This window comes from Kribbella speibonae (assembly GCF_004331375.1).
GTDB classification, from domain to species: Bacteria; Actinomycetota; Actinomycetes; order Propionibacteriales; family Kribbellaceae; genus Kribbella; species Kribbella sindirgiensis.
Genome location: NZ_SJKC01000004.1, coordinates 532,713 through 548,097, shown reverse-complemented (window position 1 = coordinate 548,097; position 15,385 = coordinate 532,713). Strand labels below are relative to the sequence as shown.

The 15,385-nt window shown below is 69.2% G+C and carries 13 protein-coding genes; 3 read left to right on the top strand and 10 right to left on the bottom strand.

All coding sequences use genetic code 11. The annotated features are described in order from the left end of the window. Positions 1-58: 58 nt before the first annotated feature. From E0H92_RS30630 to ffh, 5 genes are all read right to left on the bottom strand, one after another. Positions 59-1,399, bottom strand: a complete 1,341-nt coding sequence (locus tag E0H92_RS30630) for an N-acetylmuramoyl-L-alanine amidase (RefSeq protein WP_131498696.1) — start codon at positions 1,397-1,399, stop codon at positions 59-61. Between the two features lie 109 nt (positions 1,400-1,508). Next, complete coding sequence (locus tag E0H92_RS30625) at positions 1,509-2,600, bottom strand: amidohydrolase family protein (RefSeq protein ID WP_131463990.1); 1,092 nt, start codon at positions 2,598-2,600, stop codon at positions 1,509-1,511. A 17-nt stretch (positions 2,601-2,617) separates the two neighbouring features. Beyond that, on the bottom strand, positions 2,618-3,808 hold the full coding sequence (locus E0H92_RS30620) for a lytic transglycosylase domain-containing protein (protein ID WP_238152913.1): 1,191 nt from the start codon (positions 3,806-3,808) through the stop codon (positions 2,618-2,620). Positions 3,809-4,045: 237 nt separating this feature from the next. Then, on the bottom strand, positions 4,046-5,401 hold the full coding sequence (locus E0H92_RS30615; RefSeq protein ID WP_202873913.1) for a lytic transglycosylase domain-containing protein: 1,356 nt from the start codon (positions 5,399-5,401) through the stop codon (positions 4,046-4,048). Positions 5,402-5,636: 235 nt separating this feature from the next. Continuing rightward, positions 5,637-7,196 (bottom strand): signal recognition particle protein, encoded by a 1,560-nt coding sequence (gene ffh / locus E0H92_RS30610; RefSeq protein ID WP_131498695.1) that lies wholly within the window; start codon positions 7,194-7,196, stop codon positions 5,637-5,639. 140 nt (positions 7,197-7,336) lie between these two features. On the opposite strand from ffh, the gene E0H92_RS30605 reads away from it, so the two are divergent. The 3 genes from E0H92_RS30605 (at position 7,337) to E0H92_RS30595 (ending at position 9,741) form a co-directional block, all read left to right on the top strand. Continuing rightward, positions 7,337-7,780: a hypothetical protein gene (locus E0H92_RS30605; protein ID WP_131463984.1), complete on the top strand. Its 444-nt coding sequence runs from the start codon at positions 7,337-7,339 to the stop codon at positions 7,778-7,780. After that, entirely contained in the window at positions 7,773-8,801 is a 1,029-nt protein-coding gene (locus E0H92_RS30600) for a hypothetical protein (RefSeq protein WP_131498694.1), read from the top strand. The genes E0H92_RS30605 and E0H92_RS30600 overlap by 8 nt, the downstream gene beginning before the upstream one ends. Before the next feature lie 205 nt (positions 8,802-9,006). After that, positions 9,007-9,741 carry an arginase family protein gene (locus E0H92_RS30595; RefSeq protein WP_238173668.1) on the top strand — a complete coding sequence of 245 codons (735 nt, stop codon included), beginning with the start codon at positions 9,007-9,009 and terminating at the stop codon, positions 9,739-9,741. A gap of 4 nt (positions 9,742-9,745) precedes the next feature. Here E0H92_RS30595 and E0H92_RS30590 read toward each other — a convergent pair whose 3' ends face one another. The 5 genes from E0H92_RS30590 to E0H92_RS30570 are packed head-to-tail and all read right to left on the bottom strand — an operon-like array spanning position 9,746 to position 15,304. Further along, positions 9,746-10,252 carry a hypothetical protein gene (locus E0H92_RS30590; protein WP_131498692.1) on the bottom strand — a complete coding sequence of 169 codons (507 nt, stop codon included), beginning with the start codon at positions 10,250-10,252 and terminating at the stop codon, positions 9,746-9,748. A 51-nt stretch (positions 10,253-10,303) separates the two neighbouring features. Continuing rightward, on the bottom strand, positions 10,304-11,353 hold the full coding sequence (locus E0H92_RS30585) for a DUF2332 domain-containing protein (protein ID WP_131498691.1): 1,050 nt from the start codon (positions 11,351-11,353) through the stop codon (positions 10,304-10,306). Positions 11,354-11,363: 10 nt separating this feature from the next. Continuing rightward, positions 11,364-13,622: a [protein-PII] uridylyltransferase gene (locus tag E0H92_RS30580; RefSeq protein WP_131463974.1), complete on the bottom strand. Its 2,259-nt coding sequence runs from the start codon at positions 13,620-13,622 to the stop codon at positions 11,364-11,366. Next, a complete protein-coding gene (locus tag E0H92_RS30575; protein ID WP_131463972.1) occupies positions 13,623-13,961 on the bottom strand; it encodes a P-II family nitrogen regulator in 339 nt (112 codons plus the stop codon). Next, positions 13,958-15,304, bottom strand: coding sequence for an ammonium transporter (locus E0H92_RS30570; protein ID WP_202873912.1), 1,347 nt, complete (start codon positions 15,302-15,304; stop codon positions 13,958-13,960). Before E0H92_RS30570 ends, E0H92_RS30575 begins: the two co-directional genes overlap by 4 nt. Positions 15,305-15,385 lie beyond the last annotated feature (81 nt).

Here is a 15,385-nt window from a genome sequence, read left to right as displayed (position 1 = left end):
TTCAATCCTCCGTCAGGCAGCCGAACCTGTCGGTACAGCAGGCTCTACCTTTCCTCCTCTAGCAGTCCGGAACGCCAGGCAGCTTCTGGTTCGGGTCGTCGATGTAGATGTTGGTCATGTACCCGTGCTGGTCGCGCAGCTTGGCCCACCAGTTGTTGGTGTAGCCGCCGGCGGTCACCGTGTCGCCCTGGACCTGGCACTCGACGAACACCCGGGTCGGGCCGGGCAAGGTCGTCACGACCGACGCGGACAGCTTCGGCGCCGAGCGGACGTTCACACCGCTGCCCCAGGTGGTGAAGTTGTACTCCGGCGGGTTCGGGTCGCCGCCGTTCACCAGCTGCATGTAGTAGTCCCAGTTCCAGTTCGGTCCCGGGTCGGTGTGGTCGTTGTTCGGCATCTCGCTGTGGCCCTTGATGTGGGCCCGGTCCTTCGGGATGCCGCGCCGGTCGGCGATGTTGCGGGTCAGCGCCGCGGACGAGCGGTACATCGCGTCGGTGAACCAGGACGGCTGGTCGACGAACCCTTCGTGCTCGATGCCGATCGTGTACGGGTTCTCGGTCCGGACGTGCCAGGCGGTGTCCTTCTCGGCCACCATCTGGGTGACCTCGCCGTCGCTGGAGCGGACCACGTAGTGTGCGCTGACCTGTGCTGACGGGTTCTTGAACCAGCTGATGGTGCCGGCGTACGAGCCCTGGGTCACGTGGATCACGATCGTGGTGATCGCCGCGGTCCGGCCGACCCGGTAGTTGCTGGTGCTGGCCGGGTTCCAGATCGCGCCCGGGTAGTCCACGGCAGCGGTCCCGAGCGGTGCGGCCTTCGCGTAGGCACCACGGTCAGGAGTCACCCGCTTCGGCGCGGTCGAGACCCCAGCGGTTTGGACTCCGCGGGCGATCACGCGGTAGACCTCGTCGGTGTACAGCCGCGCGGTCGGGGCGTCGGCGGAGTGCGAGTACTTCGCAATCACGCCGTACCACTTGCCGACGTCGGAGCGGTTCGTCAGGCCGGCCTGGTCGGCGTACGCGTCCAGTACGGCGGCGGCGCCGAGGATGTTCGACGTATCGTCCTTGGAGAGCTTCGCGACCGGTAGGCCGGTCAGCTTGCTTGCCTCGGTCATCGTTTTGTTCACGTTGTTGCTGGCCAGGTGCATCACGCCGTAGCCGTTCGCCTGGCTCGGCGTGCCGTTGTGGCCGTCGAGATGCGTCTCGGCGAAACCGACACCGACCAGCACTTCGCGCGGTACGTCGTACTTCGCGGACGCTGTCGTGAACGCGGCCGCGAGGTCGGGTTCACCGGTGGGCTGCGCCGGCTCGGCGGCGTTGCTCGGCGGGGCGGTCAGCGCGAGTGCACCGACGGCCAGTCCAGTGGCCAGCGCGGTGGCCAGCTTGGGTACTCGGGACATGGGGCGGTTCCTTCCCGTATCTGGTCCGCCGAGGGGCGTCGGCGGTCCCGAGAGCCACGCTAAGGGAAGATCTTCCGCTAACTCCAGTGTTTGAGTGAATTTCTTCCCGTTACCGGGAGAAGACCACGTTTCCACGCAGTGCGATCAACCGCGGGTGCGTCAGTACGGCGGGGTTCGCGCGCGGATCCTCGTCGTACACGACCAGATCGGCCGGATCGCCGGGCCGCAGCTCACTGGGCGCGCCGAGCCAGGCGCGAGCCGCCCACGACCCGGCGGCCAGCGCCTGCTCCCCCGACATGCCGATCTCGGTGAGCGCCTGGACCTCCTGCGCGACCAGTCCGTGTCCGAGGACACCGCCCGCGTCGGTCCCGGCGTATACGGGCACGCCGGCCTCGAACGCGTCCCGCAGCCGGTGCAGGCGGCGTTCGTACAGGTCGCGCATGTGGGCCGCGTAGACCGGGAACTTGGCCGCGGCCTGGTCGGCGTACTGCGGGAAGTTCTCCAGCTGGATCAGGGTCGGTACGACGGCCACCTGACGCTCGGCCATCTCGCTGAGCAGGCTGGGCTCGATACCGGTGCCGTGCTCGAGGCAGTCGATGCCCGCGGCCAGCAGGTCCGGGAGGGCGTGCTCGCCGAAGACGTGTGCGGTCACGCGGGCGCCGAGCTCGTGGGCGCGGGCGATCGCGGCGTTCAGCGCCTCGGCCGGCCAGCACGGGGTCAGATCGCCCGCGTCGCGGTCGATCCAGTCGCCGACGAGCTTCACCCAGCCGTCACCGCGACGGGCCTCCTGCTCGACGTACGCGACCAGCTCGTCGGGCTCGATCTCCCAGCCGTAGTTCCGGATGTAGCGCTTCGAGCGGGCGATGTGCCGGCCGGCGCGGATGATCTTCGGCAGGTCCGCGCGGTCGTCGATCCAGCGAGTGTCGACCGGCGAACCGGCGTCGCGGACCAGCAGCGCACCGGCCTCGCGGTCCGCGATCGCCTGCTGCTCCTGGATCTCCTCGTCGACACCGCCGTGCTGATCGAGGCCGATGTGGCAATGCGCATCGACCAGACCCGGAACGATCCAGCCGCCGGTGTGCACGGTCGTCACATCAGCAGCGGCGGGCCGGTCGACGACCAGCCCACCGCTGAGATGAAGCTCCTGCTGCTCACCAGCCGGCAGAACAGTGCCGACCAGCCTCAGTACGTCGTCGCCCATGCAGCGACGGTATCCGGTTATCCGTGCGAGCCGCCGCCCGGCGTGCAGGTCGGGGTGGTGGTCTCGTTGCCGGCGCACGGCGATCCGGACGGGGTCTCCGTCGGGGTCTGGGTGGGCGTCGGGGTCGGAGTCGGGGTGGGAGTTGGTGTCGGGGTCGGGGTCGGCGTCTTGGTAGGCGTCTTCGTCGGCGTCTTGGTGGGAGTCTTCGTCGGGGTCGACGTCGGCGTCCTGGTAGGCGTCCGGGTCGGCGTGTCCACCGGCCTCGGCAGCGTGGGTGTCGCGAGCGTCGTGGACGGCGGGACCGCGGTCGGCAGCGTGGTCGGCACCGCGGTCGGGGTCGGCGTCGGCGTCTTGGTGTCGTCCGGCACGTCCGGGACCTGCCGCGGGTCGACCCGGCGATCGGCGTTGCCGTTCGACTTGGCGCTCGCGATGTTGCCCTTCGCGTTCGGCACGAGGACCGCGTTCTTGCTGTAGACGCGCATCCACTTCAACACGGTCGCGACGAAGTCCTTGGAGTGCTGGTAGCGCAGCAGGGAGGCGACCAGGTCGCGCGGGCTGCGCAGGTCGTCGCCCTCGGAGCACAGCACCACGGCGACCGTGGTGACCGCGTCGTACACGTTGTTCGGGTTGCGGAAGCCGTCACCGTTGCCGTCGGCGCCGTACTCGTCCCAGACCTGCGGGATGATCTGCATCGGGCCGACCGCGCGGTCCCAGGTCGAGTCCGCGTCGTACTTGCCCTTGTCGGAGTCGGTGATCCGGCCGTTGCCGTGCCGGCCGTTCAGCACCGGGCCGAGGATCCGGCCGCGGGTGGTGCCGGCCACGTCGACGCGGCCGGCGCTCGCGTGATCGGACTCGACCTTGCCGATCCCGGCCAGCAACGGCCAGGTCAGCCCACAGTTCGGCCGGACGACCGCGAGATTCGCGGTGGCGCGGCGGTAGGCGGGGAACACCCCGCGCGGGATGCCGTTCACGGCACCCGGACGCCCGGGACGGACGACCGACCGGCCGTCGGTGGCCCCCTGCACGGGGACGTCGTCGCGAGCGGGTTTATCGGATCCGAGCCGGCCGTCCACTCCGGGACGCTGCGGCACGATCATCGTCAGTTCGTCGAACTCACCGCTGTTCAGCCCGGCCCCAGGCGATGGGGCGACCGGGCTGCCTGCCGTGAGCGGTCCGGAGGCACCGGCTCCGCCCGAGGCGACGGTCACGATGGCCCCGACCAGGAGCGGGGCCGTACACAATGAAGCGATGATGATTTTGACCCGACGGTTACCACTACGGGTTAGGCGCATAGCCCACTCAACGAACCAAGCGCCAGAAAGTTACATCAAGACGACGCAAAGTTACGCCGCCCAGAAACCCCTCGGAAAACCGGCACCGAGGTAACGATCGCCGCTACCTCACCCTACCGACCGTGAGCGCCCGAACACCAATCGCCCGGAGGCTCAGTTGGTTGTCGGGGCGTCGTTCGGGCTGGCTGCGGTCTCGCTCGGGTTCGAGTCCGGGGCCGTCGTGCTGCAGGGCTCCGGCGTCGGCGTCACCGTCGGGCTGCTCGTCGGCGTCGTGCTCGGCGTCGTCGTCGGCGTGCAGGTCGGGTCGCTCGTCGGCTCACCCGTCGGAGACGTGGTCGGCGTCGTCGGCGTGGTCGTCGGCGTCGTCGGCGTGGTGGTCGGGGTGTTCTGCGTGTTGGTCGGCGTCGGGCTGATCGGCGGGCGGGTCGGCCACATCGTCGAACTGGGGCCGTCCGTCGGCTTCGGCGTCGTCGACGTGCTGGTCACGCCCGGGCGGGGCGTGGTGGCGACGCTCGTCGGCACCGACGTCGGCGCGGTGGTGGGCACCGTGGTCGGAGCGGTCGTGGGCGCGCTCGTCGGTGCGGTGGTCGACGGTGAGGCCGTCGTACGGATCTCGTCCCGGTCGCCGTTGTTGCCGTCGTCGTCCGGGGTGTCGATGGTCCCCGGCTGGTCCGGAATCGTCACGCCGTCCTTGCTGTACGTCTGCATCCACCGCAGGACCGTCGACACATAGTCCATCGAGTGGTTGTAGCGCAGCACCGCCTGCACCAGGCCCTGCGGGTCGGACAGGTTCGCGCCGCCGGAGCAGAGATAGTCACCGGCCGCCCGCGACGCGTCGAACACGTTGTGCGGGTCCTTGAGCCCGTCCCCGTTGCCATCGGCACCGAACGCGTTCCAGGTACCCGGGATGAACTGCATCGGCCCGACAGCGCGGTCCCAGGTCGCGCTCCCGTCGTACAGGCCCTGGTCGGTGTCGGCGATCGCCGCCATCCCGGGGCTGCCGTCGAGGACCGGGCCGAGGATCTTGCCGCGGGTGTTGCCTAATCCGTCCACCTTGCCGCCGCTGGCGTGCCCGGACTCGACCTTTCCGATCCCGGCCAGCAGCGGCCACGTGATGTGGCAGCCCGGCATCGACATCGCGAGATCCCGCGCCGCCTTCTGGTACGCCGCCAGCACGGTGCCCGGGATGCCCGAGACGTCCCCGAACGCGCCGGGGATCGGCTGCACGGTGCCGTCCGTCGTCCCGGTGATCGGGACCTGGACCGTGGACTTCTCCTGGGTCGGCAGGCTGCCGTCGACACCCGGCTGGTTCGGCACGTTGTCGGCCAGGTCGTCGAACACCGCGTCCTGCCGCGGGGCGGCCAGCGCGTGCGCGTCGACGACGAACGTGTTCGAGGTGACGCCGCCGACCACGAACACGGCGACCATGGCGGTGGGCGGAGCCAGGCAGACCCAGGTGGCGGTCAGCTTTCCCCGCCACGTGTCCAGGTTCTTGAACTGCTGCCTCATCCGAACCGTCCTCGACGCATTCCGCAGGTGGTGTGTCTCTCGGGCGTAGGCACGATCTTAGCCGTCAGGAGGTCGGCGACAACCCTTGCCGGTGAGCCACGCGCAGCCGTGACCGAGTACCGAACACAGATATTCAGCCGGCCGCCCGCTCCTGTTCCTACCAGGACCACGGTAAAAGCAGTCGTCCGTCCACCGCGTCGGGTGAACGGACGACAGATGTGCCCTTTCGGGAAGCTCAGTTGCCGCCGAGCATCTTCTTCAGGTCGTCCGGCAGCTCGAAGTCGCCGCCGTTCTGCCCGCCGAACGCCGCCGGCAGCTGTCCCGGCTGCGGGGCCTGCGGCTGCTGGTTGCCCTGGTTCGCCCGCTTGGCGGGGTTGCCGGAGCCGCGCTTCTTGCCCTTTTTCTGCTGTTGCTGCTTGGCCTTCCGGCCGCCGCCGCCCATGCCCGGCATCCCCGGCATCCCGGGCATGCCCGGCATCCCCTTGCCGGACGCCATCGCGGACATCATCTTGCGGGCCTCGAAGAACCGCTCGACCAGCCCGCTGACGGTCGCCACCTCGGTCCCGGAGCCCTTCGCGATCCGGGCCCGGCGGGAGCCGTTGATGATGTTCGGGTCGTTCCGCTCGGCCGGGGTCATCGAGTGGATGACCGCCTCGATCCGGTCGATCTCGCGCTCGTCGAAGTTCTCCAGCTGGTCCTTGAACTGGTTCGCGCCGGGCAGCATGCCGAAGATCTTGGTCAGCGGGCCCATCTTCCGGACCGACTGCATCTGGGCGAGGAAGTCGTCCAGCGTGAAGTCCTTGCCGCCCTTCTTCTGCAGCTTGGCCGCGGTCTTCGCGGCCTCCTCCGCGTCGAAGGTGCGCTCGGCGGACTCGATCAGGCTCAGCACGTCGCCCATGCCGAGGATGCGGGACGCCATCCGGTCGGGGTGGAAGACGTCGAAGTCCTCGAGCTTCTCGCCGTTGCTGGCGAACATCACCTGGCGGCCGGTGACCTGCGCGATCGACAGCGCGGCACCACCCCGGGCGTCACCGTCGAGCTTCGACAGCACGACACCGTCGAACCCGACGCCGTCCAGGAAGGCCTGCGCGGTGGTGACCGCGTCCTGACCGATCATCGCGTCGACGACGAACAGGATCTCGTCCGGGCTGACCGCGTCGCGGATGTCGGCGGCCTGCTTCATCAGTACTTCGTCGACGCCCAGCCGGCCGGCGGTGTCGACGATGACCACGCTGTGCTGCTTGGCGCGGGCCTCGTCCATCGCCTTGCGGGCGACGTCGACCGGGTCACCGACACCATTGCCGGGCTCCGGCGCGTACACCGGTACGCCGGCGCGCTCGCCGACCACCTGCAGCTGGGTGACCGCGTTCGGCCGCTGGAGGTCCGCGGCGACCAGCATCGGGGTCTGGTGCTTGGTGTCCTTCAGCCACTTGGCGAGCTTTCCGGCCAGGGTGGTCTTACCCGCACCCTGCAGACCGGCGAGCAGGATCACCGTCGGCGGCCGCTTCGCCATCCGCAGCTCGCGGGTCTCGCCGCCGAGGATGTTGACCAGTTCCTCGTTGACGATCTTGATGACCTGCTGCGCCGGGTTCAGCCCGCCCCGCACCTCGGCCCCGGAGGCGCGTTCCTTGACCGCCGCGATGAACTCTCGCACGACGGGCAGCGCGACATCGGCCTCCAGCAACGCGACCCGGATCTCCCGGGCGGTCGCGTCGATGTCGGCGTCGGTCAGCTTGCCCTTGCCCCGCAGGTTCTTGAACGCGGTGGAGAGCCGGTCGGAAAGCGTGTCGAACACGAGAAACAGTCCGTTTCCTCGAAGCGATGAACTCCCCGAGTCTACCGGCCACCCAACCTGTGGATAACTCCGGCGGCACCGCCCTCTTCCTCGCTACCGTGAGGACAACCTCAACCACGTCCGCCAAGGAGATCCGCCCCATGCCCCTCGACCTCCCCGCCTTCAACGACGCGTTCGGCCGCGCCCGCGACCGGGTGCGCGACGGAGCAGGACCTGTGGACGTCGCGGCCGAGCAGGAAAGACTGCGAGCGCTCGTACCTGCTGACGCGTCGGATCATGACCGCACCTGGACCGCGCAGCTCATCGACGACCTCGCCGCGCCACCGCCTCCGCCGCCGGTCCGTAGCGAGTTGTACCGCGACGCAGTGCGGATCCACACAGCGGTCTACCCACCGAAGGGGACCACCGAGGAGAAGGTCGCGATGCTGGCGGACGGGCGCCGCAGGATCTGGGAGATCGCAGATCGCGCAACCGCCGAAGAGGAGGACGACATCCGCGCGATGACGGAGGATCTCAAGTCCCTGGAGGACTGGCTCCGCGACCCACCGGTCCCGCTGACCGATACACCGTTCCCCCATGCCTGAGTCCGGTCAGCGCGTCCCCGAGGACTCGCCGACGTACCGCGAGTTCAGCCGGCTGTACGACCTGGCACGGCAGATCCGCCCAACCGGCGTCGACCGCTGGAGCCGCGAGCTGTACGCAACAAGCGGACCCGGCGGCTTCGACCAGCGGACCGGAGCGATCGGGATTCACGAGCCGCTGCTTCGTGCCGGGTTAACGAGGAGTGCGACCGACAACCCTCGGCGGCAGGCACGTGCACTGGCAACGGTTCTCAACCGGGTCACCCAGGCTGGGATGGAGGTGGACGCACCCGGCGAAGCCAACGCAGTCGGGACGGCACAGTCACAGGGGCTGCACGAGGGCGTCGGATCGGTCCGGGCCGTCAACGACTTCGAGCTCTTCACCAGATCGGCCGGATACCCACAGCTGGCGTTCGACGGAACGCAGCAATCCGGCGCGTACGTCGCCACGAACGACCTGATCCAGCAAGCTTCCGGCCCGAGCGTCGACCGTCTGGACTTGATCAGCCGCCTCAACAACGGGCCCGCAGTGATGCAGTTCGACCAGCTGGCGGAGGCCGTCGTACGGAACCGGCTGCAGGAAGTCGCACCGCCCGAAGGCGCAGACCGGCGCACAGTTCGACGCGAGCTGATCACGACGATGCTGCACCCGCAGTGGGACTCGTTGGCTCAGCGATCACCCGAAGCGGGACAGCATGTGGCCGGCGAGATCAGCAAGGCACTGAACGCGAAGGTGGACGAGATCCGGCAGCGGTATCAGCAGACGGGACGGGTGGTCGGGGGCGACGGCGCGCTGCAACGGGACGCGGAGCGGGCTCACCAGCCGACGGCGCACCAGCCGAGGCAGAAGGCTGAGGAAGTGCTCGCGGCCAGGTTCCTGAGTGGCGTGGCGCGGGCTACGGGCGGACGGGCCCCCTCGCTGGGTGATGGGTCACGGGCGGCGGCCGCTCGCGCATCGGCGCCGGTTCGAGGCGCCTCCACGCCGCACCCTCGCACCCCGAACGGACGCGGACAGTCGTGTTGACAGCTGATCGCGGACCGTCGACGATCTAACCTATTGAATTGACTTGATCGGTTAGGGGATCGCCGTGCGGGTTGTGGTGGATGGGCCGTCGAACTTGGGGTTGCGGGCGCCGAAGGCTGGGGTGGTGCCGGGGTGTTACAAGTTGGCGGGGGCGGTGCGGGATCGGGGGTTTGTGGGGCGGATCGGGGCGGAGGACGGTGGGTGTGTGACGCCGCCGCGGTACGACATGCACGACTGGAAGCCCGGCGACGGCGTGTTCAACGCGGCGGCGATCGCGTCGTACACGGTGCAGTTGGCGGATCGTGTGGCCGGGTTCGTCGGGCAGGGGAAGTTCGTGGTGTTGCTGGGTGGTGAGTGCAGCAATTTGCTCGGGCCGGCGTTGGGGTTGAAGCGGCTCGGGCGGTACGGCGTGGTTTACCTCGACGGGCACTCGGACTTCCGGACTGTGGACAACTCGCCGTACGTCGGGGCCGCGGGCGGTGAGGCGTTGGCGCTGGTCACCGGCCGAGGCCAGACGGACCTGACCGATCTCGAAGGGCTCGGGCCGTACACGCGGGACACCGACGCGGTGCTGCTCGGAATCCGCGCGGACGACGAGTACGTCGGTGATGTCGAGAAAGCCGGGATCCCGGTCTGGCCGGCCGCGAAGATCGCGGACGATCCGCGCGCGGCCGCCCAAGGAACCCTGGAGCACCTGGCCGAGCTGGACGGGTTCTGGGTGCATGTGGACGTGGACATCCTCGACGCGGCGATCCTGCCTGCCGTCGACAGCCCTGACCCCGGCGGGATCGACCACGACCAACTGCGGGCGCTCCTCCGGCCGCTGCTCACGTCCCCGCGCTGCGTCGGGGTCGACATCGGCATCTTCGATCCCGACCTCGACCCCGACGGCACTTATGCCGGAGAACTCACCGACACACTGGTCGCTGTGCTCACCTGAACTCTCAGTTGAACGAGACCGGGATGTAGACGTCGCCGGTGCGGTCGCTCGCGGCCAGGTGATCGCGCCGCGAGACGATCGCACAGGTCACGTCCGGGTCGCTGCAGTCCAGGCCGGAGTTCACTTCGGCGATGTGGATCTGCGCCGTGAACGTCCCGTCGGCGGCGATCGGGTACGACGCACTGCCGCCGAGCGGGCTGTTGGTGACCCACGCGGACGGGCCGACCGTCGTACCGCCCTGGCCGTCGCCGCCCGCGCATGGGCTCGGCTTGGTGCCGTAGCTGTAGTCGGACGGTACGGCGCAGAGCGCCACGTAGTACCCCTGCGCCGGGTTGTAGCCGCTGCCGGTCACGGTGATGGTCTCCCCCGCCGCCGCGAGCCCGGTGGCGTTCGAGGCGGACAGGGTCTTGCCTAGGTTGCTGGCGCTGCCGGGCGCGGCCGACGCCGGGGCGACCAGGCCCACGGTCAGTGCGGCAGCAGAGGAAAGGGTCAGAACGGTACGACGAATCATCTGGGCGGGATCCTCTCGTAAATTAGGTAAGGCTTACCTAACAAGAGAATCCTAAGCTCCCCAGACCAGTTCTTGTCCGTGAGGTGCGGCACGTCCCAGGATGCGGCGCTCCCCGCCCGGCCAGGTTTGGAGGTCGACGCGGTACTCCCAGCCGGTCGCACCGCGGTCGTGCGTGATCACCTGGTGCGGTTCGAGCCGCAGGTGGGCCAGCGGTGCGGACTCGGTGGTCTGCGCGCCGAGCTCCTCCAGGCGCGCCTCGATCGCGGAGCGGTCGGTCCGGCGGAGGTACTGCCACATGATCGAGTGCCAGACGACAGTGACGTGCCCTTCCGACAGCTCCAGCGCGTTGAGGAACGAGACGGCGTCCTCCCGTCGTACGTCGGCCGGCACGTCCCGCGCGACCTTCAACGCACCGCGGAGCCGCTCCAGGCGATCAGACATGTCGGGCCACACGTACGACGTCAGTGTGAGCGCACCGTCCGTCGTGAGCGGGTTCACCGGGGCGATGTCGCACCCGACCCGCTCGGCGATCCGCAGGTCCACCGACGGCACCTGCCCGGACCAGGCCGCGTCGAACACCACAGGACTGTCAGCAGGGCCGTACGACGCCCCGTCCGTCACGTACCGGTACTGGTCGGCGCGCAGGTTGAGACCGCCACTCGCACCGATCTCGAACAGCCGCACCGGCAGCGGCACCGCCGCGACCAGCTGCAGCAGGCCGCCGTACAGCGCTGCCGACCGCCCTACCTCATTCGTCTGCGGCGGCTGTGTCAGAAGCGACCGCACCTCTCCCAGCCGCGACCGCAGTACCTGCTCGAACGCCTCCCAGCCGAGCACCGGGTCCCACGTCCCGCCGACGCTCGGGTAGAACGCCGCCAGCTCAGGCGCCGTACCGGACAGCACCATGCTGTGCACCGCGGCCAGCAACCGCAGACCGATCGCCTCGCCGAACGAACGACCGTCGTATCCGGCCAGTACTTCGACCGACACCCCGCCGACCTCGTAGTCGTCCACGAGCAGCCGGAGCACTTCGGCGTACATCGGGGACCCCAGGTCCTCGCAGGCGGTCGCTTGTCGCTGGAGAGCCTCTACAACATCCACATAGGCGAGATTAGAAGCTCAGACGATCCAGAACTGACTTTGCGGTCGTCCGCGCGTCCTCGGATTCGAGTGGCGCACCGTGGCTGTCGGTGAGGTAGAAGACGTCCACACATTCCGCACCGAGCGTGCTGACGTGTGCAGAGCGGATGTCCGCACCAGTCGCGGCAATCGCCGCGGTGACGTCGTACAGCAGGCCAGGACGGTCGTGGGCACGTACCTGCAGCACCGTGGCCGTTTCCGACGCGTCTGGCAACAGGTCCACGCGACTCGCGACCCGAGCGCGCGAGGAGTCCCGCGCGGCCAGCCGCCGTACGACGTCGGCGGAGTCACGCAGCGCCACCGCGAGCCGGTCCCGCAAGCGCACTGGATCGGGAGGCGATCCCGCCACAGTCCACTGCGAGATGCCCAGCCCGTCAACGGACGTGATGACCGCGGACCGGACCGCGAGCCGCTCCACCGCGAGTACGGCGGCAACGGTCGACAGCGTCCCCACTTGATCGGGTACGGCGACGTTCACTCGCAGGTCGCCGTGATGATCGGACACGGTGACACCCAGCCGTCCCACACCAACCACCTGGTGCAGCACGGGCACCGCAACCGGCGGCGCCTCGGTCCACATGCTCTCGCCACCACCGGCGAGCTCACCACGCACGCGCCGGCACAGCTCACCCACCAGCCGCATCCGCCACGGCGACGACGCGGCCGGACCGGCTGCCCGCGCGTCGGCGTACGTCAGTGCCTCCAGGAGGTCCAGAGTCTCGGTGCTGCGCACGATGCCAACGACCATGTCCACGGTCATCGGGTCTTCCAGGTCTCGCCGTGTGGCGACCTGCGCGAGCATGAGGTGCTGACGGACCAGCAGGGTGATGGTGTCGGCGTCAGCCTCGCTGAAGCCGATACGACGGGCCACCCGAGCCGCGATGGCCGCTCCGGTAACACTGTGGTCGCCGTCGATCGCCTTGCCCAGGTCATGCAGCAGAGCAGCGACCAGCAACAGGTCAGGTCGTCGTACGTCGCGCACCATCGCGGACGCTTCGACGCAGGTTTCCAGCAGGTGCCTGTCGACGGTGAACCGGTGGATCGCCGACTGCGGCGGCCGGAACCGTACGGCGTCCCACTCGGGCAGGATCCGGGAGATGTACCCGGCCTGGTCCAGCGCCTCCCACACCTCGAGCAGCCCGTTGCCCGCACCGAGCAGAGCGCACAGCAGCCGTCGCGCCTCCCCCGGCCACGGCTCTGGCAGGTCCGCGGCCGAGGCCGCAAGCCGTGCGCAGACAGAAGGTGACAGCACGAGCTCACGGTCCGCAGCAACTGCCGCAGCACGCACTCCGAGCACCGGGTCGCGCTCCGGGCGCGCGTCGGGCATCAGCACGACCTCGCCCTCGTGCTGGCCGACCCCCTCGTCCAATGCGAGCAGCAACGGACCACCGCTCCGCTGACGACGCCGCGACCGCGGGGGCTTGGTCATCAAGCTCTCGACGCGCCGCCAGGACACGTCACACACGTGCGCGAGCGTCCGGCCTGTCGCATACACGTGCCGCAGCAGCTCGTCCCGTCCCGACATCCCGAGCCCAGCCGCCACCTCACCGGCCACGTCGGCAACAAGCCTGTCGGTCGCGCGACCAGCCACCTCGTGCAGTGCGTCACGGACCTCGAGCAGGTCCCGCCGCGCCCGCTCCAGCACAGGGTGCGGTACGTCGACCAACCACGACGCCACCAACGCCCGCAGTACGACGGCATCGCGCAGACCGCCGTACGCCTCCTTCAGGTCGGGCTCAGCGAGGTGTGCGAGCTCTCCGACCGTGGACGCCCGGTCACGGCACGCCTGCGCCAGCCCGGGCATCCGGGACCGCGCCGTACGCCGCCAGTCGGCCATGAGCACCGACCGCAGTTGCAGGGTCAGGTGTGAGTCGCCGGCGACATGCCGCGCGTCCAGGAGCCCCAAGGCCACGCGGTCGTCGTCCGCCGCGGCCTGCCGGGCCTCGGCCAGCGTGCGGACGCTGTGGTCGAGCTTGGTCCTCGAGTCCCACAGCGGGTACCAGATCTGGGCCGCCAGCTCGTCGATGCGCGGGTACCCCTCGGCGTGCACGAGCATCACGTCGAGGTCGCTGTACGGCGACAGCTCCTCACGCCCGTAGCCGCCCACCGCAACCAGGGCGACGCCCTCGGTAGGTACACCGAGGGCGTCACAAGCCTTTGCGAGCAGCAGCTGCAGCAGCGCGTCGGCCTCTTCGGCACGACCGCGCCGCTGCTCTGCCCGATCGACCATCTAGAGCGCGTCTCCGTCCAGTTCGCCGGTGCGGACCCGGACGATCGTCTCCACCGGGGTGACCCAGACCTTGCCGTCACCGATCTTGCCGGTCTGCGCCGCCTTCACGATGACGTCGACCACGTCGGCGCTGTCACCCTCCTCGACGACCACCTCGAGCCGCACCTTCGGCACCAGGTCCACCTCGTACTCCGCGCCACGATAGACCTCGGTGTGGCCCTTCTGCCGGCCGTAGCCGCTCGCCTCGGTGACCGTCATGCCGGTGACGCCGAACGTCTCCAGCGCGGCCCGGACGTCGTCGAGCTTGTGCGGCTTGACCACCGCGGTGATCAGCTTCATGCCTTGACACCTTCCTTCTCCGAGGCCTCAGTGGTGCCATTCTCCGTCTCGGCCGGGGCCGGACGGGCCGACAGCGCGCCGCGCAGACCGGACGAACTGAGGTAGTCGTACGCCGTCTCCGCGTGCTCGACCTGGTCGACACCGGTGACCTCGTCGTCCTCCTTGAGCCGGAAGCCGATGGTCTTGTCGATCACCTTGCCGAGGATGAACGCGACCGCGAAGGAGTAGACACCGACCACCAAGTTCGCCAGTGCCTGCTTGCCGAGCTGGGACACTCCGCCGCCGTAGAAGAGGCCGTTGACCGCGGACGGCGCCGCCTCCGAGCCGAGCAGACCGATCGCCAGCGAGCCGAACAGACCGCCGACCAGGTGGACGCCGACGACGTCGAGCGAGTCGTCGAAGCCGAGCTTGTACTTCAGCGACACCGCGAAGGCGCAGATGGCACCGGCGAACAGGCCGAGGATGATCGCACCGACCGGGGTGACAGCACCACAGGACGGGGTGATCGCGACCAGACCGGCGACCGCACCGGACGCCAGACCCAGCGTGGTGGCCTTACCGTGCGTCAGCCGCTCGACGATCAGCCAGCCGATCACCGCGGCAGCGGTGGCGACCTGGGTGTTCACGAAGGTGACAGCAGCGGTCGTACCGGCGCTCAGCGCGGAGCCGGCGTTGAACCCGAACCAGCCGAACCACAGCAGCCCGGCGCCGAGCAGCACCAGCGGCAGGCTGTGCGGCCGCATCGGGTCCTTCTTCCAGCCGATCCGCTTGCCGAGCACGATCGCCAGCGCGAGCGCGGCAGCACCGGCGTTCACGTGCACCGCCGTACCGCCGGCGAAGTCGATCGCCTTCAGCTTGTCGCCGATCCAGCCGCCGTTGCCGTCGTCCAGGAACCAGACGGAGTGCGCGACCGGGAAGTAAACCAGGCAGGTCCAGCCGACCACGAACGCGATCCAGCCGCGGAACGTGGCCCGGTCGGCGATCGCGCCCGAGATCAGCGCGGGGGTGATGATCGCGAACATCAGCTGGAAGGCGACGAAGGCGAGCGTGGGCGTCGTCCCGCTCACCGCCTCGGGTGCGAGCAGGCCCTTCAGCCCGACCTCGGAGAAGTCTCCGATCACATGCCCGTTGTCACCGGCGAATGTCAGCGAGTAGCCGACCACCACCCAGAGGATGGTGACGACGGCGATGGTGACGAAACTCATCATCATCATGTTCAGCACGCTCTTCACGCGCACCATACCGCCGTAGAAGAAAGCCAGGCCCGGGGTCATCAGCATCACCAGGGCGGCACTGGCCAGAACCCAGGCGGTATCGCCGGCGTTGATCTCCATCAACGTCATCCCTTCCATCGAACTGGGGGTGGCCGGCGTCCTCAGTCGGGGAGGTCTCCACAACGCCGGGGAGCCCGCCGCTCGGCCACA

Coding starts and splice junctions, on each gene's coding strand:
- E0H92_RS30630 (WP_131498696.1), bottom strand. CDS start 1,399: ATGTCCCGAGTACCCAAGCTGGCCACCGCGCTGGCCACTGGACTGGCC.
- E0H92_RS30625 (WP_131463990.1), bottom strand. CDS start 2,600: ATGGGCGACGACGTACTGAGGCTGGTCGGCACTGTTCTGCCGGCTGGT.
- E0H92_RS30615 (WP_202873913.1), bottom strand. CDS start 5,401: ATGAGGCAGCAGTTCAAGAACCTGGACACGTGGCGGGGAAAGCTGACC.
- E0H92_RS30605 (WP_131463984.1), top strand. CDS start 7,337: ATGCCCCTCGACCTCCCCGCCTTCAACGACGCGTTCGGCCGCGCCCGC.
- E0H92_RS30600 (WP_131498694.1), top strand. CDS start 7,773: ATGCCTGAGTCCGGTCAGCGCGTCCCCGAGGACTCGCCGACGTACCGC.
- E0H92_RS30590 (WP_131498692.1), bottom strand. CDS start 10,252: ATGATTCGTCGTACCGTTCTGACCCTTTCCTCTGCTGCCGCACTGACC.
- E0H92_RS30580 (WP_131463974.1), bottom strand. CDS start 13,622: ATGGTCGATCGGGCAGAGCAGCGGCGCGGTCGTGCCGAAGAGGCCGAC.
- E0H92_RS30575 (WP_131463972.1), bottom strand. CDS start 13,961: ATGAAGCTGATCACCGCGGTGGTCAAGCCGCACAAGCTCGACGACGTC.
- E0H92_RS30570 (WP_202873912.1), bottom strand. CDS start 15,304: ATGACGTTGATGGAGATCAACGCCGGCGATACCGCCTGGGTTCTGGCC.